23 protein-coding genes are annotated in these 20,345 nt (G+C 41.1%); 2 read left to right on the top strand and 21 right to left on the bottom strand.

The window, feature by feature from the left end:
- The 8 genes from panB to AMD01_RS02450 form a co-directional block, all read right to left on the bottom strand.
- Positions 1 to 834, bottom strand: a complete 834-nt coding sequence (gene panB / locus AMD01_RS02485) for a 3-methyl-2-oxobutanoate hydroxymethyltransferase (protein WP_053399799.1) — start codon at positions 832 to 834, stop codon at positions 1 to 3.
- A 244-nt stretch (positions 835 to 1,078) separates the two neighbouring features.
- A complete protein-coding gene (locus AMD01_RS02480; protein WP_053399798.1) occupies positions 1,079 to 2,065 on the bottom strand; it encodes a biotin--[acetyl-CoA-carboxylase] ligase in 987 nt (328 codons plus the stop codon).
- Positions 2,050 to 3,237 carry a CCA tRNA nucleotidyltransferase gene (locus AMD01_RS02475; protein ID WP_053399797.1) on the bottom strand — a complete coding sequence of 396 codons (1,188 nt, stop codon included), beginning with the start codon at positions 3,235 to 3,237 and terminating at the stop codon, positions 2,050 to 2,052. Before AMD01_RS02475 ends, AMD01_RS02480 begins: the two co-directional genes overlap by 16 nt.
- A 12-nt stretch (positions 3,238 to 3,249) precedes the next feature.
- Entirely contained in the window at positions 3,250 to 4,380 is a 1,131-nt protein-coding gene (gene bshA, locus AMD01_RS02470; RefSeq protein WP_053399796.1) for an N-acetyl-alpha-D-glucosaminyl L-malate synthase BshA, read from the bottom strand.
- Entirely contained in the window at positions 4,377 to 5,093 is a 717-nt protein-coding gene (gene bshB1 / locus AMD01_RS02465) for a bacillithiol biosynthesis deacetylase BshB1 (protein WP_053399795.1), read from the bottom strand. The genes bshA and bshB1 overlap by 4 nt, the downstream gene beginning before the upstream one ends.
- A gap of 1 nt (position 5,094) precedes the next feature.
- Positions 5,095 to 5,505 carry a methylglyoxal synthase gene (gene mgsA / locus AMD01_RS02460; RefSeq protein WP_053399794.1) on the bottom strand — a complete coding sequence of 137 codons (411 nt, stop codon included), beginning with the start codon at positions 5,503 to 5,505 and terminating at the stop codon, positions 5,095 to 5,097.
- Positions 5,506 to 5,529: 24 nt separating this feature from the next.
- Positions 5,530 to 6,327, bottom strand: a complete 798-nt coding sequence (gene dapB / locus AMD01_RS02455; protein WP_053399793.1) for a 4-hydroxy-tetrahydrodipicolinate reductase — start codon at positions 6,325 to 6,327, stop codon at positions 5,530 to 5,532.
- The gene (locus AMD01_RS02450; protein WP_053400100.1) at positions 6,324 to 6,674 is read right to left on the bottom strand and encodes a nucleotide pyrophosphohydrolase; all 351 of its coding nucleotides are present in this window, start codon (positions 6,672 to 6,674) and stop codon (positions 6,324 to 6,326) included. Before AMD01_RS02450 ends, dapB begins: the two co-directional genes overlap by 4 nt.
- A 145-nt stretch (positions 6,675 to 6,819) precedes the next feature.
- On the opposite strand from AMD01_RS02450, the gene AMD01_RS02445 reads away from it, so the two are divergent.
- Positions 6,820 to 7,689 carry a YitT family protein gene (locus AMD01_RS02445; RefSeq protein WP_053399792.1) on the top strand — a complete coding sequence of 290 codons (870 nt, stop codon included), beginning with the start codon at positions 6,820 to 6,822 and terminating at the stop codon, positions 7,687 to 7,689.
- A gap of 41 nt (positions 7,690 to 7,730) precedes the next feature.
- Here AMD01_RS02445 and AMD01_RS02440 read toward each other — a convergent pair whose 3' ends face one another.
- The 4 genes from AMD01_RS02440 to AMD01_RS02425 all read right to left on the bottom strand — a co-directional run bounded on the left by AMD01_RS02440 (position 7,731) and on the right by AMD01_RS02425 (position 11,009).
- Complete coding sequence (locus tag AMD01_RS02440; protein ID WP_053399791.1) at positions 7,731 to 8,417, bottom strand: zinc metallopeptidase; 687 nt, start codon at positions 8,415 to 8,417, stop codon at positions 7,731 to 7,733.
- Between the two features lie 67 nt (positions 8,418 to 8,484).
- Positions 8,485 to 9,252 (bottom strand): sporulation protein YpjB, encoded by a 768-nt coding sequence (ypjB, locus tag AMD01_RS02435; RefSeq protein ID WP_053399790.1) that lies wholly within the window; start codon positions 9,250 to 9,252, stop codon positions 8,485 to 8,487.
- 58 nt (positions 9,253 to 9,310) lie between these two features.
- Complete coding sequence (locus AMD01_RS02430) at positions 9,311 to 10,279, bottom strand: CAP domain-containing protein (protein WP_281176832.1); 969 nt, start codon at positions 10,277 to 10,279, stop codon at positions 9,311 to 9,313.
- Between the two features lie 307 nt (positions 10,280 to 10,586).
- A complete protein-coding gene (locus AMD01_RS02425) occupies positions 10,587 to 11,009 on the bottom strand; it encodes a CBS domain-containing protein (RefSeq protein WP_053399788.1) in 423 nt (140 codons plus the stop codon).
- A 184-nt stretch (positions 11,010 to 11,193) separates the two neighbouring features.
- Here AMD01_RS02425 and AMD01_RS02420 point away from each other — a divergent pair, with 184 nt between their 5' ends.
- Positions 11,194 to 11,574, top strand: coding sequence for a YugN family protein (locus AMD01_RS02420; RefSeq protein ID WP_053399787.1), 381 nt, complete (start codon positions 11,194 to 11,196; stop codon positions 11,572 to 11,574).
- A 41-nt stretch (positions 11,575 to 11,615) separates the two neighbouring features.
- Here AMD01_RS02420 and AMD01_RS02415 read toward each other — a convergent pair whose 3' ends face one another.
- The 9 genes from AMD01_RS02415 to cyoE all read right to left on the bottom strand — a co-directional run bounded on the left by AMD01_RS02415 (position 11,616) and on the right by cyoE (position 19,996).
- Positions 11,616 to 11,900: a hypothetical protein gene (locus AMD01_RS02415; RefSeq protein ID WP_053399786.1), complete on the bottom strand. Its 285-nt coding sequence runs from the start codon at positions 11,898 to 11,900 to the stop codon at positions 11,616 to 11,618.
- A gap of 146 nt (positions 11,901 to 12,046) precedes the next feature.
- Positions 12,047 to 13,228 (bottom strand): GNAT family N-acetyltransferase, encoded by a 1,182-nt coding sequence (locus tag AMD01_RS02410; RefSeq protein WP_053399785.1) that lies wholly within the window; start codon positions 13,226 to 13,228, stop codon positions 12,047 to 12,049.
- 72 nt (positions 13,229 to 13,300) lie between these two features.
- Entirely contained in the window at positions 13,301 to 13,765 is a 465-nt protein-coding gene (locus tag AMD01_RS02405) for a DUF420 domain-containing protein (protein WP_211263370.1), read from the bottom strand.
- A gap of 75 nt (positions 13,766 to 13,840) precedes the next feature.
- Positions 13,841 to 14,767, bottom strand: coding sequence for a cytochrome c oxidase assembly factor CtaG (gene ctaG, locus AMD01_RS02400; RefSeq protein WP_053399784.1), 927 nt, complete (start codon positions 14,765 to 14,767; stop codon positions 13,841 to 13,843).
- Positions 14,768 to 14,980: 213 nt separating this feature from the next.
- Positions 14,981 to 15,316 carry a cytochrome c oxidase subunit IVB gene (ctaF, locus tag AMD01_RS02395; protein WP_053399783.1) on the bottom strand — a complete coding sequence of 112 codons (336 nt, stop codon included), beginning with the start codon at positions 15,314 to 15,316 and terminating at the stop codon, positions 14,981 to 14,983.
- 4 nt (positions 15,317 to 15,320) lie between these two features.
- Positions 15,321 to 15,944 carry a cytochrome c oxidase subunit III gene (ctaE, locus tag AMD01_RS02390; protein WP_053399782.1) on the bottom strand — a complete coding sequence of 208 codons (624 nt, stop codon included), beginning with the start codon at positions 15,942 to 15,944 and terminating at the stop codon, positions 15,321 to 15,323.
- Positions 15,944 to 17,812 (bottom strand): cytochrome c oxidase subunit I, encoded by a 1,869-nt coding sequence (ctaD, locus tag AMD01_RS02385; RefSeq protein WP_053399781.1) that lies wholly within the window; start codon positions 17,810 to 17,812, stop codon positions 15,944 to 15,946. The genes ctaE and ctaD overlap by 1 nt, the downstream gene beginning before the upstream one ends.
- 48 nt (positions 17,813 to 17,860) lie before the next feature.
- Complete coding sequence (gene coxB, locus AMD01_RS02380) at positions 17,861 to 18,928, bottom strand: cytochrome c oxidase subunit II (protein WP_053399780.1); 1,068 nt, start codon at positions 18,926 to 18,928, stop codon at positions 17,861 to 17,863.
- A 120-nt stretch (positions 18,929 to 19,048) separates the two neighbouring features.
- Entirely contained in the window at positions 19,049 to 19,996 is a 948-nt protein-coding gene (gene cyoE, locus AMD01_RS02375) for a heme o synthase (RefSeq protein ID WP_053399779.1), read from the bottom strand.
- Positions 19,997 to 20,345 lie beyond the last annotated feature (349 nt).

Here is a 20,345-nt window from a genome sequence, read left to right as displayed (position 1 = left end):
TTATTTTCCTCCGTAAAGTGCACTAAGCTGTTCTTGTTTCATTGTGAATGTATGCTGTTCCGCTGGGAACTGACGAGCCTTCACTTCTTTTACGTACTGACTAAGGCTGAACATGATCGGTTCACGAAGCGATTCATATTGCTTCACAAATTTCGGTACGCGCTCGACTCCGTAAGTTAATACGTCGTGATAGACAAGCACCTGTCCGTCTGCTTCTACACCCGCTCCAATTCCGATCGTTGGAATCGATAGCTGCTTTGAAATTTCTTCTGCTAATTGGCGAGGCACACATTCAAGCACAAGCGCAATCGCCCCTGCCTCTTCACATTTTTTCGCATCTTCGATTAGCTTTTTCGCTTCCTCAGCGTCTCGTCCTTGAACTCTGTATCCACCTAACACTCCAACCGATTGCGGAGTAAGACCTAAATGGCCAACAACAGGAACCCCCGCATTTGTAATATCACGAATCGCACCTAGCACCTCACCCGCTCCTTCAAGCTTCAGCGCATGTGCTCCGCTCTCTTGAATAATTCGAGCTGCATTTCTCATCGTATCTTCCTTTGACAAGTGATACGACATAAACGGCATATCCGTTACGATAAAGGTATCTGTTGCCCCTCGTTTTACCGCTTTTGTATGATGAATCATATCATCTACCGTTACGGGAATCGTTGAATCATAGCCTAAAACGACCATTCCAAGAGAATCACCAACTAAAATCATATCCACTCCTGCCGCTTCCGCGTACTTTGCAGATGGATAGTCATACGCCGTTAGCATCACAATTGGTTCATGCTGCTGCTTCATTTTTAAAAAATCCATTTTCGTTTTCATCATCTTCCTCCTTTGGTTGTAGAGGAAATGAAGTACCGAACATATAAAAAAACTTCTTTCCACAGGAAAGAAGGATCGGTTCACATCGGTATATTCATCCCTCTGTCCTAGTCCCTATTCTGGATCAAGGCAGAATCCTATTTAATTTCACATAAAAAAATACAGATAATAGGTGCAGTTCTTTCGATACTACCCTGATATCTGTATTATAAAAAACTTATCTAAAATTGACCAGTATTATCTTTTACTTACTTTTAAGCGAAATATCGGCTGAATGAATGTAGTGAACTTTTCCGTGTAAATCTTCTAAAAGGAGCGTTCCGTCATCCGTAATGCCCTTTGCGGTACCTTCAATTGTCTCACGAAGCGTGCGGGCAACAATCTGCTTTCCGATCGTAACCGCGTAGCTTTCCCACAGCAATTTAACAACTTTAAATCCGTGTGTAAGATAGTCGTCATATAATTTTTCAAGCTTTAAGAAAATCGTCTGCATAAGCTCTGCTCGGTTAATCTGTTGTCCACTTTCAATTGATAGGGACGTCGCTATTTTTTGGATATTGGGCGCAAAATCAGATGCCTGTTGGTTAACATTAATGCCAATCCCAACGATGACCGAATGAACGCGCTCCACGTCCGCCTGCATTTCTGTTAAAATTCCTACAAGCTTTTTCCCGTTAATTAAAATATCGTTAGGCCATTTGATGTCCGGAGACAAGTCCGTTATTTCTTCAATAGCTTGTACAATCGCTACGGCAGCTAATAGTGTCAGCTGCGGCGCCTGCTGTGGCGGGACAGTCGGACGCAAAATAATACTCATCCAAACTCCCGTGTATTTCGGTGAATACCACACGCGATCTAAGCGTCCTCGACCGGACGTTTGCTCTTCCGCTACGACAACGGTTCCTTCTACCGCATCCTCCTGAGCAAGACGATGCGCTATTTTTTGCGTTGATTCTACGCTTTCTTCGTAGTGAACATGATGACCCATTCGCTTTGTATGAAGACCAAGCAATAGTTCGTTTGAGGTAACCTTATTTGGAACACGAATGATACGATAGCCTTTTTTACGAACGGCTTCTAGCTCGTATCCTTCGCTTCGCAAATCTTCAATATGCTTCCAAACGGCCGTTCGTGAGCAATTCAGTTGTTCACTAATCATTTGACCTGATACATAATCTGTTTCGGCATTCGTAAAGATTTCTAACAGCTTTCTTCTCATTGCTGATTGCATTTCAGCCACTCCTTTATTGCGCTTTGCTCGTTCTGTAAACGCCCTGCTACTACTTCCTGCTCAATCAATTGAAGCGTCTCAGAAAGCCAAGGACCGCCCTTTTTCCCAGACCAACTCATAAGGTCTGTTCCTTTTACTGCTAGCTCCTTAAGCGAGTGAATAGGAAGGCGATCATACCATTCTTTTACCGCATTAAACTGAATGGAAGCAATCCCAAACGCACGATGAAGGCGAACCACGTTTAACGCACGCTCAAGACCATATGTATATAAAATTTGTGCCGTCCATCCGTCCCTGCTCACGGCTTCAAATGCCGCTACGGCAAATTCAATTTCTTTAATGCTTCGATTTGACAGCTTCCATTTTTTAAGAAAAGCGGTACACTCTGCTTCCTCAAGAACGAGCAATAAAAGCGCCCACAACTCATTTTGTTCCTTTAACTCTCCTAAGTGACTGTTCGCCACTTTTGCAAGAGAACGTGCCGACCCATAGAGTCCCGGAAGAAAATCATGTACGCCAGTTTCGTTCATCAACGTAATCGCCTTTTTCACAAAAGGACCCGAGAGCATTTTTTCAAATTCAATCGTTATTCTCTCTACTGAAACGTGCTGAAGCAGCGATTTATGTTCCTTGATGGCTTCTTTGGTCCGATCTTCTAACTGAAACCCAAGCTGACTGACAAAGCGAAGGGCTCTCATCATTCGGAGCGCATCTTCTGTAAATCGCTCTTTTGCTTCTCCTACCGTACAAATGATGCGATCTTTAATCGCCTGCTGTCCATTAAAAGGATCTAGTAATTCGCCATCTTTGTTCATGGCAATTGCGTTAATGGTAAAGTCACGACGCTCTAAATCGGCCGTCAATGACGTAATAAACTGAACGGAAGCGGGGCGGCGGAAATCTTCATATTCCCCTTCCGCCCGAAAAGTCGTTACTTCATATTGCTCACCGTCTAATACCACCACAACCGTCCCGTGCTCAATTCCAACGAGGATCGTTTTCGAAAATAGGGCCATCACTTCTTCTGGCTTTGCTGATGTAGCAATGTCAACATCGCCAATTTCACGGCCAATAATCACGTCTCGTACAGCACCACCTACAAAATACGCCTCGTGCCCATGTTGTTCTAACGTTTCAATAATCGTCATAGGACGAATAAAAGGTTCGTTCATCATAATCTCCTTTTAGATTCTGCCGAGTGCTCGGTAATAAATTTGTTCGTATTGATCCACAATCGTCGTTGAGTGAAATTGTTCTTTGACAGCTGACAGCGCCTGAGAAGTAATGTCATGATATAATTTTTCATCTTGCAAAAGCATTAGCGTCTTATCCGCCATATCCTCGACATCACCAAGCTCGCAAATAAAGCCCGTTTTTCCGTCTTCAATAACTTCTGGTATTCCTCCGACATTTGTGCCCACACAAGCGACTTCACAGCCCATCGCCTCTAGTAAAACTAAACCAAAGCTTTCTTTTTCCGATAATAGAAGCTTTACGTCACTGATTGAATACAATTCTTCGACATTTTCCTGTTTCCCAAGAAATAAGACGCGCTCATTTAAGTTTCGCTTTTGCACTTCGCTTATAACACCTGTCATTTCAGGCCCATCACCGATAAGTAACAGCTTAGAAGGAACTTGTTTATTTACGCGCTCAAACACCTCGATCACATCTTTTACACGCTTCACAGGCCGGAAGTTCGAAATATGAATGAGCACTTTTTCATGCTCCTCAATTCCATATTCTGTACGCAAATGAGACATGTCTGTTCGACGGTACACGCGCTCATCGATAAAGTTATACACGGGCTCGATTTTCTTATTTGGAGCCACTAGATCATAGGTTTGCTCAATGAGCGCTTTTGAGACCGCTGTAACTTCATCAGATTGTTCGATCCCAAACTTGATTAAATCTTTTAACGATAGGTCATATCCAAGCACTGTAATATCCGTCCCGTGCAGCGTCGTGACAATTTTCAAATGATCGCCTACCATCTTTTTAGCCAAATAAGAGCAGACAGCGTGAGGAATAGCGTAATGCGCGTGAATTAAATCTAATTCCTCTCGCTTTGCTACCTCTGCTATTTTGGAAGCAAGCGCTAAATCATAAGGAGGATATTTGAACACCGAGTATTGATTGACTTCGACTTCATGGTAATAAATATTCGGATAAACTTTCGTCAGACGAAAAGGCATGCTCGATGAAATAAAATGAATTTCATGTCCCTTTTCAGCTAGAAGTTTCCCAAGTTCCGTTGCGACAACACCTGAACCACCTACAGAGGGATAGCACACGATTCCAATTTTGAGTTTCATTCTTGCCCTCCTATTAAGTCAGCATGTAATAATAACGGTTTTTTTGTCAAAAACCCTTCTGCGTATAACACCCCAACCTCTTTTCCTACCAAACGGTCTCTGCTCTCTACCGTCTCAATGTAGCCATTCACAAGCGGGGTCGTAAACGTTGTCTCTGTTTGCACAAACTGACTTTCATATGCGTTTAAACTCGCACGTTTCTTTTCAAAGGTTGTCGATACATCCACGGCAAAATGCGGTTTTTGAAAGCCATTGATCACATAAAAATGAAGAGCTTCTATCCGGTGTGCAGGCTGACCGTAATCGTCTCGGTAATTCTTGACACCTGCCGAAAAGGCCGCTTCTTCTACTAATCGCGCACAATTTCCATGATCAGGATGACGATCTTCGAAATATGGGGCAAAGACTAGTCTAGGCTGATACTTGCGAATAATGGAGGCTACTTCACGAATATAATCCGCAGTTAAAAATAAGCCTCGATCTGGAATATGTAAATGAATACGCTCTTCTACCCCAAGAATAGCAGCGGCATTCGCTGCTTCCTCTTTTCGAATGTCGACCGTTCCATTTGAAGATAATTCGGCATGAGTAAGATCACAAATTCCGACCTTTAACCCGCTTTCGACCATTTTAGCAATTGTTCCACCCATACCGATTTCAACATCATCGGCATGGGCGCCAAATGCTAATACATCTAGCTTTTGAATACTCATTTTACTCTCCTTTTTTACCTCGTACGATGTTTCTCCATGTTAAATCCCCTCGTTCTAACCCGCGTATAAGAATTTCTGCTGTGCCCATATTTGTCGCAAGAGGCACGGCATACACGTCACATAAACGCATTAATGCTGAAACATCCGGCTCATGAGGCTGCGCTGTTAGTGGGTCACGGAAGAAAATAACCATATCCATGCGATTTTGAGCGATTAAAGCCCCAATTTCCTGATCGCCTCCGAGCGGACCTGATTGAAAACGATGCACGGATAAGCCGGTCGCTTCCATTATTTCCTTCCCTGTTGTACCCGTTGCAAACAGTTCATGATCCTCTAACACATATTTATACGCAGTCGTAAACTGAATCATATCATTTTTCTTTTTGTCATGTGCAACTAACGCAATTTTCATCCCAGTACCCCCTTTTAATAATCCTTACTCGATAATGTTTTCAAGTCCGTACACAAGCGTATCAAGCTTCATAACCGTATCAACCGACACTTTTACGCCAGACATGAAGGATGCACGATTATAAGAATCATGACGAATGGTTAATGATTGGCCAAACCCACCAAACAACACTTCTTGATGTGCCACAAGCCCAGGAAGACGTACGCTATGGAGACGAATACCGTCATAATCTGCCCCTCTTGCACCTGGAATCGTTTCTTTTTCATCCGGATGACCTTGCTTTTTCGATTCACGAACTTCAGAAATAAGCTCAGCTGTTTTTACACCTGTACCAGACGGAGCATCTAATTTCTGATCGTGATGAAGCTCAATAATTTCGACGTCTTCGAAATATTTTGCAGCCATTTGTGAAAACTTCATCATTAAAATCGCACCAATCGCAAAGTTAGGGGCAATAATACAGCCAATTCCCTTGTCTTCTGCTAACGTTCGCAGTTCTGTAAGATCTGCCTCTGAAAAACCTGTTGTTCCGACTACTGCACGAACACCATGCTCAAGCGCTTTTTTCGTATGTACACGGCCAATCTCAGGTGTTGTTAAATCAACTAATACATCGGCCTCTACTTCTGCTAAACATTCATCAATATCTGTATAAATAGGGGCATGAAGAGATGATGTTGGCACAACCTCATCAATATATTTCCCTTTGTTCGTGCGATCCAAAGCAGCGACTAACTCAAAGTGCTCTGTATCGGCAATCAAATTTAACGCCTCTAATCCCATTCTTCCTCGTGGTCCTGCTAAAATGATACGTGTTGTCATTTTGTACTCTCTCCCTCTGTGTCTTCAATTTTTGTCCATCGGTCTTTATCACGCGTATTGAATTTCTCCATTACCATATCATGTGCTTCTTGGAGATCAATATTAAGTGAGTTGGCAAAGCAAATTAAGACGAATAAAACATCGCCCATTTCCTCTTCTACTGTACGGGCCTTCTCGGTTTTCTTTTTTGGCTTTTCACCGTAAAAATGGTTAATCTCTCTTGATAATTCACCAAGCTCTTCCGTCATGCGTGCGAGCATCGCAAGTGGGCTAAAATATCCTTCTTTAAACTGACTTATGTATGTATCAACTTCTTTTTGAAGCTGTTGCATCGTCTTTTCAGCCATTCCTTCACCTCTTTTATCATCTTTTTTCTTCATGTTAGCTAAAACCCTCTTTTTTGACAAACAATACGTTTAGGGGGTTTACCAATACTCATACTTTACACTATTATATTAAGGTAGTGATTCAAGTGAATATCAGGAGGTACATATGTTTACGGGTATTAAACTGAAAAATATTATCTTTATTTTAATAGGTTGCGCTATTTTTGGATTCGGACTCGTTAATTTTAACATGGAAAATAAGCTAGCAGAAGGTGGCTTGACTGGAATTACGCTAATTTTGTACTTCCTGTTTCATATAGACCCATCTTACAGTAACTTAGTATTAAACATCCCCTTGCTTTTTATTGGATGGAAGCAGTTAGGTCGTACATCCTTTTTTTATACGGTACTAGGAGTAGCAGGACTTTCACTCTTTCTTTGGATTTTCCAGCGTTATTCTCTCCATATTAATCTTCGTCATGATATGTTCCTTGTTGCCCTATTTGCAGGCGTATTTATCGGTGTCGGACTCGGCATTATTTTTCGCTTTGGTGGCACGACAGGCGGAGTTGATATTATTGCACGTCTTGTTCAAAAATACGTGGGCTGGAATATGGGAAAAACGATGTTTTTATTCGATTTCTGCGTTATCGCGATCTCCCTTGTCTATTTAGACTACAAACAGGCCATGTACACGCTTGTTGCGGTATTCGTAGCCGCTCGTGTGATTGATTTTATGCAAGAAGGTGCATATGCGGCTCGTGGAGCAACCATTATTTCAAGTAAAAACGAGGACATTTCTCAAAAAATTATGAAAGAAATGGACCGAGGCGTGACGATTTTAAAAGGCCAAGGATCATTTTCGAAACAAGATATGAACGTTCTATACTGCGTGGTAGGCCGAAATGAAATTTTTCGCTTAAAACAAATTATTACGTCTATTGATCCTCATGCCTTTGTATCAGTTAGTGAAGTGCATGATGTGCTAGGTGAAGGATTTACCTTAGATGAAAATAAACAACCGCTCGAACGCTAAAGCAAAGAGGCTAAGGACAATTGTCCTCAGCCTCTTTTGCGTTAATCTTCGTTTCGTGTCATACCTGTGTAAATTAAAATTAAGCGGAGTAGCTCTAATACGGCGACTGCGGCTGCAGCAACGTACGTCATCGCTGCGGCATTTAGTACTTTACGCGTTTCCTTCTCCTCATCATTACGAATCACACCAGATGATACGAGCTGATCCATCGCACGATTCGATGCATTGAACTCTACTGGGAGCGTTACGAGCTGGAAAAGAACGGCTGCTGCCATAAAGACGATCCCAAGAAGGAGCAAATCTGATAGGTGAGCGAGCATCCCAACTAAAATCAAAATCCACGATAAGTTAGAACCTAAATTCGCAACAGGGACTAATCGATGACGGAAGCGTAAAAACGCATAGTCCTGCTTATCTTGAACAGCATGACCTACTTCATGGGCTGCAACAGCCGCACCGGCGACCGACGTACCGTAGTAGTTCCCTTCTGATAATCGAACTGTTTTATCTCGAGGATCGTAATGATCACTTAAAAACCCTCCAACAGGTTCCACACCAACGTTATATAATCCATTCTCATCTAAGATTTTACGTGCCACTTCCGCACCGCTCATTCCAGAAGAGTTGGAGATTTCCGAATATTTCTTGTATGCGCCCTTAACTTTGAACTGAGCCCAAATTGGAACAAGAACAATAATAAGGAAGTAAATCAGGTATCCATATCCCATTCAAGCAATCCTCCAGTAAAGATGTATTTATTACTAGTTTATTCAACATGAAGGCTTGATGTCAAACCTAAAGCTCCTGTGGATGATGAGTAATAATATTGTTTCCATTGTATTTTCTCCAGCCAACGTAAGATAATGTAAGGATAATAATACTTCCTGTTGTGATCATCATCCAGATCAGCGATGAATCGACACCGTTATCTTTTACATTTTGAAAAAGCTCCTTCAAATCCTTCTCCATCTCATTCAGCTGTTTCATCTGGGTTGCTTCATCCGTTGCCTGCGCGTCGAGCTCATTTAAATGGGCGTTCATTTTTTGCACGAACTCAGATTTGATGTCGACTTTTACACTCGGTTCAATCGTTTCATATTGATTTAAAAACTGCGTGAGCTGCTGCTGAAATAAATCTTTTTGTCCCTGCGCAGCGGTTGTCTTTAACTGCTTAAACGTTGTCATGATCGGACCTTCCATCTCTGTCCAAAGAGGCTGATGCTCTGATTGAAGTGCATCAACAAGCAGGCGGAACTGCATGACCTTACGTACCTTTACATCTAGCGGCAACGTTGCTGTTAGCGACTGTATGGCTTCTTCATGGCTAACCGTCAGCACTCGTAAATCATCCATCGTTATGTGTAAAGCTTGAATATTAAGCTGCACGAACTGATCTGAAAATTGAGTGAGCATTTTTTCTGCTTCTGTGAGCTGATCCTGCTTCACTAGCTCTAGTGCCTCATCAGAGAGTAGATTTAGGTCTTTCCAATATCCATTTTCCTTCGCAAACGCTGTTTGATGCATCATGAAAAAACATAGTAACCCAATTAGTAAGACCCTCATCTTATCCCCCCTCTAGCTTCTAATACTATTTATGAGAAGAGGGACAAGAGTAGACCATTTATTTTTGTCTAGACATGGTTTGAACAAAGTTCTGAGTGTAGTATTTTTGATAAACCCCTACGCCTAGTTTGTTAAAGTTTTTATTGAGTAATGCCTTACGGTGTCCTTCGCTGTTCAACCAGCCTTCAACAGCTGCAGCACCATCTTGGTACTGAGCGGCAATGTTTTCACCTGCCGTTAAGTACGTGATCTCTCCTTTTTCAAGACGCTTCGCTAAATCACCAGCCGTTGGGGAGACGTGATCAAAATAATTGTTCATGCTCATATCCTTACTATGTCCATACGCAACGTCAGCTGTGTTCTGATCCCAAGAAAGCTTGCTTAAACGGTGCGTTTGGCGAATTACGTTCGTAATATCTAAAATTTGCTGAGCGTTGCCATCCTCTACGTCCTTCCACTGATCTTCACTGAGTGGCTCTGGGTTAAGTAGCTCACCCCGGTAAGACAGCTCATATGGTCGTAGCTTGATCAAAGTAGGAGCATCTACTGCTCGAACGCTTGAGAGTCTATCAGTGAACTTATCAAAGTATAGCTGAACGAAAAGATCATCATATTTTACCAACGGTCGTACGACTTGATCATCATCCGTTAATTCAAAGCGGTAGTGGTTGCCATCATAAGAAAACGATACTTCTGAAGACACCGATAGCTGCTTTAACGTCTCCTGTCGCGTTTGCCCTAAAACGAACGGCCCCATGTTAACTTTTGGCCCAATCACAAATGCAGTGACGACGCGATTATTGCTAATGCCAACTTGCATATAGTGAGACGCATCTTTTTTGTAAATCCACCAGTCATAATCGTAGGAAGACGGATCAATACGATCTGGCTCCCCCCATACGCTCATTAACTCCTCTGAACTTTTCCCGATGGCATTTAGTACATTTTTATCATCATCCTGATTTACTGCTTCAGGAATTGCATTCGAATCTAACTGTTCTTCATTACTAGATTGATTTTCAAAAATTGGTAGATAATCATACGTATATAAAAAAATAGATAAAAGGACTAAAATAAATAAAACCTTTTTCAGTTGCCTTCCACTCCTTATACCCTACTTAAACATTTCAAGCGGTCTGTTTGTCCACTAGTTCACTTTATGTATCATTTTCACAAAAAATAATAAAGGATGCTATTTTTTACAAAAATTAACGATCTTTATCATCTTTTCTTCCTTTAACCCCATTATACCTGTTTATTCAAAAAAAACGAATAATAAGGACAGCCCAATTTTGAGCCGTCCTTGTGAATGTACGATTAATTACAATAAATAGTTAGTGAGGATGATGTTCGGAAATTTCGGTTAGAGCTGCGCCCGCTCGTTGGTCTGAATATTGGTTTATAGATAAATCTCCCAGCGAAATCATTCCCACTACTTGGCCTTGATCTACAACAGGTAGCCGTCTAATTTGATGTTCGGCCATTAGTTGTGCGGCTTCTTCGACAGACATATCAGGTGTCGCAGAAAATAAATTATGGCTCATAATATCCGTTACACGAGATGAATTTGCTTTTTTACCAGCAATCCCTCTTGTTACTAAATCTCGATCTGTCAACATTCCTACCAATTGGTTATGATCAACTATTGGAATAGCTCCTACATTTAATTCTTTCATTTTGAGAGCTACTTCATAAACATTATCTTGCGATGTACATGCTTGTACATCTGTCGTCATCACTTCACGAACCGTTTGCATATTTATTCCCTCCTATTTAAAACAACGTGACAAACGAATACTCTTTCTTAGTATGATCTTCTCCGCCACTTTATCTCTGGGAATTTATTCGATTACTCCCACAATAACGATGTTTTATTGAAAGTTTTTCCTATTCATACTATTATTAATTTAGGGTGTATATGTTTTGAGGAGGGGATGTTACATGAAGTTTGAAAAAACAGGTCTTGAAGACCAAACGATTGAACTTTCTTATTTGGACGACATCATGAAAGACGTAGGGTTAGTGCGTGCTGGGCAATGGGACTATGAACGCGTGACGTATGACAAAAAAATCGAAATTCAAGATGATGTGTATTACCTTCGTGTTCAAGGTTACGCAGTATCTGGAGATGTTGGTGCACGTCATGCATTTATTAAGCTCTTACCACCTCTTCTAGGGAAGCACTATTATCCACATGGAGTGGAGTACGGTGAAGGTGAAACGTTCCCTTCGTCTCTAGTTACACAATGTGAGAGAACGCTTAAACAAGCCTACGAAGAGATCCGAGTCTTAACTTCTCAATCAAAATCAGTCACAGAATAAAAAGCAAAAACGCTACCTTCTCATAATGAAGGAGCGTTTTTTTATAGAATTTCTTTTACATATATACGCACTTCTCGAATGGTATAATTTGCAACAGCTTTAAATTCATCCATAATCATCTGCTGAACCTTTTCACACTCATTTCGTATATTCGGCTTCAATGACATCGCAATTTGAATAAAAAGGCTGAAGCTTGCAAGTCCCTCCCATACGGTGAAATTGTCCACCTCATAGCTGAGGAGCTTAATCCCTGATTCTTCCCCGAAGCATACCGATAACACAAAAGGGATCACCAGGTCATGAACGTTTTTTTTTCGTCCGATCATTTTCCTTCCCCCTCTTTTTATCAGCTGTTTCATTATCATATGTAACGGCCTTCATAATGTTATCATGTGCCAAAAGAGTTTCTAATATAAGCATGATTGTGGGAATAGAAACTGCTAAGGGAGAAAGGAGCAGGTGAACTAACCTCTTAAAAGAAATCCATAAAATACGTAGACAGCTCAGGCAATGCCTCCTCTAGTCGCTTCACATCCTCTTGATTCCCTTCAATCTTTCCGATCTTATACAACTGCTGTGGTGTTTGATAGCCAAGTAAAATGCTCGATAGCTCATTAATAGAAAGACGAATTCCTTTCTTAGGAGGATGCGAACATGACGTGTGCGTGCTCGTTTTATTAAAGACTTCTATGCCGCCCTCTTTCACTAGATAGCTGCCATTGTTCCATGTGGCATATTCATCATAAATATGTAAAAAGAATGGATTTTTAATCGTTTGAAACGGATACGTGGACAAAAATGTCGTCACATCAACAATTCGAGCCATAAAGTAAGGCCTAATTGCTTGCTCACAGCGCGGATTGTCTAACAAATAAGGTAGTTCATCGCTCTTTGGCACAACCATCGTCACTTTTTGAACCATCGAATCGTGCTGACATATAAAATTCCACAGTCCTCTTGTTGCTTCTTCATTTAATGCCACAAACTCATGCACCTCTAAATGACGATTTTTTAAGGAGTACATCAAATACCCTAGATTTTGCTTGTCTTCTCCTTCATATACAACTACATGATCCCCTTCATCCCAAATACTTTTATCCCACCACTCTTCTGTTCTGCAAAGCATACCGCTATAACGAGAAGCGAATTGTTCATAAATTCCATGAATGCCGGGACGATCTCTCTCCTTATTCGCTCGCCACACATGTCCATTACTAGCCCGCATGCGAACTAAGTCATTAGGGGTAAACGTATACGTCTTATGATCCACAAACAATTCCCAACCAAATTTTCGATAAAAGCTTATTTTAAAGGGATGCAAATAAGAAAGCGTGTAGTTATTTTCCTTCATCCACTTTAAGGCATCGACTAATAGTCCCTTTACTAAGCCACCACGACGATGCTCTGGCCACGTCGCAACGCTCGCCACACCTGCCATCTTAAATTCCGTTTGGTGGATATTCACCGTTTTGGAAAGGAGATGAAGTTTGGATAAAAGACGATCATTTTCCATGACTCCTAATAGATGAAAGTTCGCGAGGTTTTGGAGCTTTTGTTCATACTCCTTTTCAGCCACTTTATATTGAAACGCATATTCTGATAGTGCTATAACCTGCTCGTATTCACGTTCTGTTAACACTTTTGTTTTAGTCATCGTCTGTTCCCCCTTGATATAGAATAAAAAAACGAAAAGACAATACATTGGGATGCATTGTCTTCTTGCCCGTTAGAAGCCTAGTACAGCTTTTACAAGAGACGTTGTTTCTCCGCCTGGATACAAGAGGTATAAAAGCGTGTATACCGCAACTCCTGTAATAGCAGAAAAGAACCAAACGATACTTGTTAGCGGACCTAGCCTACGGTGATTTCTCATGCTGCTTTTATAACCTGTCCAAAGCGTAATTAGTCCAAAAGCTCCTCCAATGGTTGCAAGCGTAATATGAAAAATGAGAAAGGCCGTATAGTACATTTTAATCGTGTGTGGACCGCCAAATTGTGTATTCCCAACAAAAACGGTCTTAGATAAATAAATGATAAAAAAGATCAGGGCAGTCACCCCTGCCCAAAACATAACCTTACGATGGGCATTAACTTTTCGCTTAATGATTAAGTACCAACCGATCGCCACTAGGATCGCACTAATCACAATAAAAACTGTACTAACAGCAGGTAAAATATGCAATAAATCCATTTGGCCATCCTTTCCACTCTCAATCCGAAATACTCCTCTAAACGGAGAGAGAATCATAGGCTTATAGTAGTTGCGTTAGAGCTTTGGTGAAATAGATACGTGTGGGCTATGAGGTTGTACGGACGGATCCGGTACTTCATCTTTTGCTCGTTCTTTACGAGCCCACTGATAAAAGATATAAGCAAGAATACTTCCGTACACAATTTCTTGGATAATTTTCATTAGCACACCGCCCAACTGCTGATCTTCAACGAGCGGAAGCATATTAAACATCTCAGGACCTATCTGTGGAATAGACGCCATCATATCAGGTGATACGCACAGAGACAGCGCTTGTACCCACGACTGTGGATCCGCATACGTTGCATATAAAGGTGTTTTGGCGAAAATGATTAGTGCACATGCAGGTGTCAGCAAAATTCCATTTGCGAACACGTACCCGACTTTCTTAATCCCTGATAACGACTCATAGCCTGGTGCTTTATTCATAAGCGGCCACCACATGCAGAATGCGGAAACAAACAGCACAATATTTACTACCGCATGCCAAGTCATATCAGTTTTAATGGCATCAAAGATTAATGGAATATGATAAATCGAAAAGAGCGTATTAAAAACGAGTAGTGCAATAAGAGGCTTTGAAAAAAATTGAAAGAGCGGTCTCACAATCGGTGCCTCAATGATCGATTGTATAAGCCAATTCGGCAATCCTAAAATCAGTAACGGCGGAATGACAAGGTAAACGATCGCCATTTGCGTCATGTGCGCACTAAACATTAAATGCCCCATTAAGTCAACTGGACTCCCTTTACATGCATACAACAAAACAATACTTAAGATAAAAAAGGTTTTCGTTGAAAGAGAAACTGACGTAGAATCTTTAAAAAATCGACGTCCTGGTCCCACGAACCACAGGTAAACTACGATGAGTAGTACATTCGCTGCTAGAAAATATGGACTCCACATAGCGTCAAATCCAAAAAGCAAAAGATTATCATACATCACTCACACCACCTTTACTTCGTTTACGTACAAGTTGTTCTTTAAGCAATAAAAAGGCGACTCAAAGAAGAAAAATCTCTTCTTATGAGTCGCCTCGAATCACAGCTGTTCATCGCCTATTCAATTAAATTTCATTCACTTATTACCTAGGCAATGTCAGCTGTATGTTTCCGTTGTGATCAGCTACCGAAATAGCTACTACTCATAAGACTTTTACCACCAAATAATGGTTACGAATGTTAGTAGAGTGATAAGCCCTACTAGCAACCCAGAATAAAGGAATAGGGAAGGTACCGCGTGTCCTTTATGACTCATATGCATGAAATAGTACAGTTGGAAGATTACTTGAACAACTGCTAGCAGCATAATAAACGGTACGGTATACCATCCACCAAAATCTTCATTCCAAACCGCAAGGAACGCAACTAGCGTTAAAAAGAGCATCAGGCCGAATGAAATGACTTGAAACTTCATTTCCTCTGCATTCTTTTTTTTGCGATATTTCAAATCTACTCTTGGGTTACCTGAATTTGATTGATTAGTCGCCATCAGTTTATCCCACCATTCCCATTAAGTATACGACTGTAAAAATGAACACCCATACGACGTCAATGAAATGCCAATACAAGCTTGCTACATAGAATTTTGGTGCATTATACAAATTTAATCCTCGTCTTCCATTTCGGATCATAAGCGTTAAAATCCACGATAATCCTACCGCTACGTGAGCTCCGTGAAAACCTACAAGGGTATAAAACGCCGAACCGAAGGCACTACTTGTAAATGTATGCTTAAACTCATGTACATAGTGATTAAACTCATAAATTTCTAGCCCAAGGAATCCAGCCCCTAACAGAACCGTAATTCCAAACCAAAGCATCATCTTTGAAAAAGCAAAGTTTTTCATATGATAGATCGCATATACACTTGTTAAGCTACTTGTTAACAGGAGCATTGTCGCGGCAAAAACCAACGGTAGTTCGAACAGTTCCTGAGTTGTTGCTCCACCTGCATTGTGATCCTTTAGTGCGAGATACGTTGCAAATAATGTGGCGAATAAAACGGTTTCTCCTCCAAGGAAAAGCCAGAATCCTAGAAACTTGTTTTTTCCTTCTAGGGTCGCTTTTTCAGGAGACTCAGGAAACGTAGCAGCTGTAAATTTTTCTTCTGCATGCATTACGCCTTAACCTCCTTTGAATCATCATCCATTAACTCTTCTTTATGAATGTGATAACCGTGATCATCAATCCAAGATCGTAAGAACATTCCTAGCAACGTAATAGCTAAACCAATTCCTCCGACAACATCACCCCATCCATGTTCGTTCCGGAACATGAAACCAAGCGCTGCGATGAATAATCCACTAGCGATGACTACAGGTAAAATAGAGGAGTTTGGCATGTGAATATCACCAATCGGTTCAGCTGGAGTTAGCTCCGTTTTTCCTTCCATTTTTTCGATCCATAGAGCATCTAATCCACGCACAAGCGGCGTTTGCTTAAAATTGTATTCAGGTGCTGGTGATGAAATCGCCCACTCAATTGTACGACCGTCTCCCCAAGCATCCCCTTTTGCTACTTCTCCGTTTATGCTTGTTTTGATTACGTTAAACACAAGCACAATTGTAGCTGCTGCCATAAAGAAGGCTCCTATTGAACTAATTAAGTTGGCCGTTTCCCATCCTTGATTAGGAAGGAACGTTGCAACACGACGCGGCATCCCCATCAAACCTAGGAAATGCTGAATAAAGAATGTCAAATGGAAGCCGAAGAAGAATAACCAAAACGTTACTTTTCCTAGAGCATCACTTAACATGCGACCAAACATTTTAGGCCACCAGTAGTGAACACCTGCTAGTAAGGCAAACACCACTCCCCCTACGATAACGTAGTGAAAGTGAGCAACAACGAAATAAGAATCATGATACTGATAATCAGCTGGTGCTGCGGCATTCATAATTCCGGTTACCCCACCAATAACAAAGGATGGAATAAATGCTACCCCGTAAAGCATCGGCGTTGTAAACTTGATGCTTCCTCCCCACATCGTGAAGAGCCAGTTGAATATTTTAATACCGGTTGGAACACCAATTGCCATCGTTGCTACGGCAAAAATAGCGTTGGCAATAGGACCAAGTCCCGTTGTGAACATGTGATGCGCCCATACCATGAATCCTAAAAATCCAATTAGTACTGTCGCAAACACCATCGAGGAGTATCCAAACAAGCGCTTTCGAGAAAATGTTGCGAATACTTCTGAGAAAACACCGAACGCTGGAAGAACAAGTATGTAAACTTCCGGATGTCCGAAAATCCAAAATAGATGTTCCCAGATAATCGTATTCCCACCTAGTGCTGGGTCAAAGAAGTTTGAACCAAATAAACGATCAAAAATCATCAAGAATAACCCTACCGTTAACGGTGGAAATGCGAATAAAATAAGTGCAGATGTAACAAATGTTGACCAGGTGAACAAAGGCATTCTCATGTAAGTCATTCCCGGTGCTCTCATGTTAATGATCGTCACAAGAAAGTTAATTCCACCTATCAGTGTTCCTGCACCGGATATTTGAAGACCGAGTGCATAAAAATCAATTCCGTGCTCTTGAGATGCCATCGACAAGCTTGTATAAGCCGTCCACCCAGCATCAGGCGCCTGCCCGAAGAACCAGCTTAAGTTTAAGAACACTCCACCGGCAAAAAACAACCAAAACCCTAGCGCATTTACGAACGGAAAGGCAACGTCACGCGCCCCAATTTGAAGTGGAACAACTGCGTTCATTAACGCAAAGATAAGCGGCATGGCTGCTAGGAAGATCATTGTCGTTCCGTGCATCGTTAACACTTCATTGTAGGTTGTTCCTAAAATAAAGTCATTATCAGGCTTAATAAGCTGAATGCGAATAAATAAAGCTTCAAGACCGCCGACAAGGAAGAAAAATCCTCCCGCAATTAAATATAAAATGGCGATTTTTTTATGATCTACAGTTGTTAAGTAATCCCAAACCGTAGCACCGAAGCCTTTCCTTTGACTCAATGTACTCACGGCTTAACCTCCCCTTTGTCGTAACTATACGAGCATGTTACTAGACCTTTATTCAACTTTCATTCCCATCAAGTACTTCGTTAACTGATCAATTTGTTCATCAGTTAAATTTCCATACTTTCCTGTCATCTTGTTGCCCGGCTTGATCGATTCAGGATCTTTCAGCCATTTTTTAATGCTTTCTTCATTGTTTGGTAGAATTCCTGCCACACGCTCACGGTCCGCAAAATCAGTTAAGTTCGGCGCTGTGCGAGCTACTTCAGCACGAGTATCTTTTGCTTCTACCGCATGACATGATAAACAGTTTTTCTTAAATACTTCTTCGCCAGCCTGTGCGTCTGCATCGGCTACTTCTGGTTTTGCACTTTTCATTTTATCTACCCAAGCATTAAATTCATCCTTTGGTAGCGCTTTAACTTTAAAATCCATAAGTGCATGAGACGGGCCGCATAGTTCAGCACATTTCCCATAGAAAATACCGCCGGCCTTTTCAGCTTTTTTCGAATCGAAGACTAACCAAAACTTATTATCATTTTCTACGTTTGTATCAATTTTTCCACCAACGGAAGGAATCCAGAAGGAATGTTTCACATCAGAAGCTTTAACTTTGAAGTAGACTTTTTGATCGGTAGGTACTACAAGATCTTGAGAAGTAATGATTTTTTTGTCAGGATATTCAAACTCCCACCAATACAAGTTTGCGCGGACATTCACAACGAGTGCATCCTTGTCTTTGTTCTTCCCTTCCATTCCTGAAACGTTCGCCAGTGTGAACGTATCCTTCACAGTCGGAATGGCTAGAATAATTAACAGCAAAATTGGAATAACAGTCCAAATGATTTCTAATTTCTTGCTGCCTTCCACCTGCTTTGGAATAACATCTTCATCTCCTTCGCGGCGACGAAAACGTACCACCACATAGATAAAGATAATGGTGACGACTACAATAACTAAAACCATTATAATCGTGCTAAGTAGCATCAACGAATACTGCATGTCAGCTACTTCACCAGCCGGTTGCAGCGTTGATAAAAACGGTTTGCCACAGCCTGCTAATAAAAGCGCGATCATGCTAAATAGTAACATTATGCGCCATTTAGGTAGCCATTTTTTCATACCCCATCCATACCCCTCTTTCATTGATGTGATTTCATTTCCGTTTCAAAAAACTGAAACATTAATCCCTTCTATATAGAAATTCATTAAGAAGAAATTCCCCTTGTAATGTTGCAGACTTTAAATGAATAAAGTTGCCACAACCATTAAAACGAATACGATCGTTAAGTAGTTAACCGAATAAACAAACATCAGGCTTCCCCACTTTTTATCGTCTTTCAAACTAGTATATTTTAAGGCTCCAAGACTTAACCATCCTATTGTAAGAATCGTGGTGACAATAACAAACCAGAGCCCGAGTTCATATAAGTAAAACGGAAGCGGAAGCAAGCAGGCAATCCAAATCATAACTTGCCTCTTCGTGACGCTAAAACCATATACAACCGGCAGCATAGGAATATTGGCTGCGCGGTACTCTTCACTTCTTCGCATCGCAAGCGCCAGAAAATGAGGTGGCTGCCAGATGAACATCATCAGAAATAAAATCCATGCTACAATATGTAAATTTGAATCTACTGCTGCCCATCCAATGAGTGGAGGGACTGCTCCTGATATGCTTCCTACAACGGTATTAATCGTATACTGTCGCTTCGACCAAAGCGTATAGAAAAACACGTAGGTGATCACTCCTACTAGCCCAATTACAGCTGCAGTAAGGGTAGTAGCCAAAAGCATGAATAATCCTAACAGGGTCAATCCTATTCCCATAAACAACACGATCACCGGGTTAAAGCGTCCTGTCACTGTCGGCCGTTCCTTCGTTCGTTCCATTAAATGATCAATGTCACGATCGATATAATTGTTTAAGCTACAGGATCCCGCAATTATGAGAGCGGTACCAATTAGAGAGAAAAAAGCAAGATCTAAATTTTGAAGAAAACGTTCTCCATTAAAATAGAGGGCTAACCAAAAACCTGTAAAAGCGGTAATTAAGTTTGAATTTACGATTCCAATCTTGATGGTAGCTAAAAAGTCTTTCCAAACCGATGTCACCACAATGGGGTGCAGCAACGGCTTTTCTGAATAATCTTCAGAATCTTCCGACGATCTCAACCTGACGTTGCTCATCGTAGCTCCTCCTTTGCCCTTCATCATACTGAATCGATGATTATGACTATTAAACTGATTGATGGTATATGTGTGTGCAGGAAACAGCGTACAGCTTGTAAAGGTGATGAAGAAGACTTCGAGAAAACCGCAAAGAGGGGTCTATGGTGAGTGTGTTTTCTCCTTTATATTAGAACATGTTTCTCGTGTATATTAAAACACATTTTTAGGTAATTTTGTGAAAAAAATGTGAAATTTATATGGATTTTTTTCGATAGATGACACAAAATCATTACGCATCAAGAAGAAAGAGTTATAATTCACATGAGACACATTCAAGCCTTTGTTGCTTACTTCGAAAGGTTTAACG

Origin of the sequence: Priestia koreensis, assembly GCF_001274935.1 — a bacterium.
GTDB lineage: Bacteria > Bacillota > Bacilli > Bacillales > Bacillaceae_H > Bacillus_AG > Bacillus_AG koreensis.
This window is presented reverse-complemented; position numbering and strand designations above follow the sequence as displayed.

Bases quoted from the DNA above. Each gene is read 5' to 3' on its own strand.
- dapB (WP_053399793.1), bottom strand. From the start codon at position 6,327: ATGACAACACGTATCATTTTAGCAGGACCACGAGGAAGAATGGGATTA.
- AMD01_RS02450 (WP_053400100.1), bottom strand. From the start codon at position 6,674: ATGGCTGAAAAGACGATGCAACAGCTTCAAAAAGAAGTTGATACATAC.
- AMD01_RS02440 (WP_053399791.1), bottom strand. From the start codon at position 8,417: ATGGGATATGGATACCTGATTTACTTCCTTATTATTGTTCTTGTTCCA.
- AMD01_RS02475 (WP_053399797.1), bottom strand. From the start codon at position 3,237: ATGAACGAACCTTTTATTCGTCCTATGACGATTATTGAAACGTTAGAA.
- bshA (WP_053399796.1), bottom strand. From the start codon at position 4,380: ATGAAACTCAAAATTGGAATCGTGTGCTATCCCTCTGTAGGTGGTTCA.
- bshB1 (WP_053399795.1), bottom strand. From the start codon at position 5,093: ATGAGTATTCAAAAGCTAGATGTATTAGCATTTGGCGCCCATGCCGAT.
- AMD01_RS02480 (WP_053399798.1), bottom strand. From the start codon at position 2,065: ATGCAATCAGCAATGAGAAGAAAGCTGTTAGAAATCTTTACGAATGCC.
- ctaG (WP_053399784.1), bottom strand. From the start codon at position 14,767: ATGTATGATAATCTTTTGCTTTTTGGATTTGACGCTATGTGGAGTCCA.
- mgsA (WP_053399794.1), bottom strand. From the start codon at position 5,505: ATGAAAATTGCGTTAGTTGCACATGACAAAAAGAAAAATGATATGATT.
- AMD01_RS02425 (WP_053399788.1), bottom strand. From the start codon at position 11,009: ATGCAAACGGTTCGTGAAGTGATGACGACAGATGTACAAGCATGTACA.
- AMD01_RS02420 (WP_053399787.1), top strand. From the start codon at position 11,194: ATGAAGTTTGAAAAAACAGGTCTTGAAGACCAAACGATTGAACTTTCT.
- ctaF (WP_053399783.1), bottom strand. From the start codon at position 15,316: ATGGCGACTAATCAATCAAATTCAGGTAACCCAAGAGTAGATTTGAAA.
- ctaE (WP_053399782.1), bottom strand. From the start codon at position 15,944: ATGCATGCAGAAGAAAAATTTACAGCTGCTACGTTTCCTGAGTCTCCT.
- AMD01_RS02445 (WP_053399792.1), top strand. From the start codon at position 6,820: ATGTTTACGGGTATTAAACTGAAAAATATTATCTTTATTTTAATAGGT.
- AMD01_RS02405 (WP_211263370.1), bottom strand. From the start codon at position 13,765: ATGGATTTATTGCATATTTTACCTGCTGTTAGTACAGTTTTTATTGTG.
- AMD01_RS02415 (WP_053399786.1), bottom strand. From the start codon at position 11,900: ATGATCGGACGAAAAAAAAACGTTCATGACCTGGTGATCCCTTTTGTG.
- coxB (WP_053399780.1), bottom strand. From the start codon at position 18,928: ATGAAAAAATGGCTACCTAAATGGCGCATAATGTTACTATTTAGCATG.
- panB (WP_053399799.1), bottom strand. From the start codon at position 834: ATGAAAACGAAAATGGATTTTTTAAAAATGAAGCAGCAGCATGAACCA.
- AMD01_RS02410 (WP_053399785.1), bottom strand. From the start codon at position 13,228: ATGACTAAAACAAAAGTGTTAACAGAACGTGAATACGAGCAGGTTATA.
- ypjB (WP_053399790.1), bottom strand. From the start codon at position 9,252: ATGAGGGTCTTACTAATTGGGTTACTATGTTTTTTCATGATGCATCAA.
- cyoE (WP_053399779.1), bottom strand. From the start codon at position 19,996: ATGAGCAACGTCAGGTTGAGATCGTCGGAAGATTCTGAAGATTATTCA.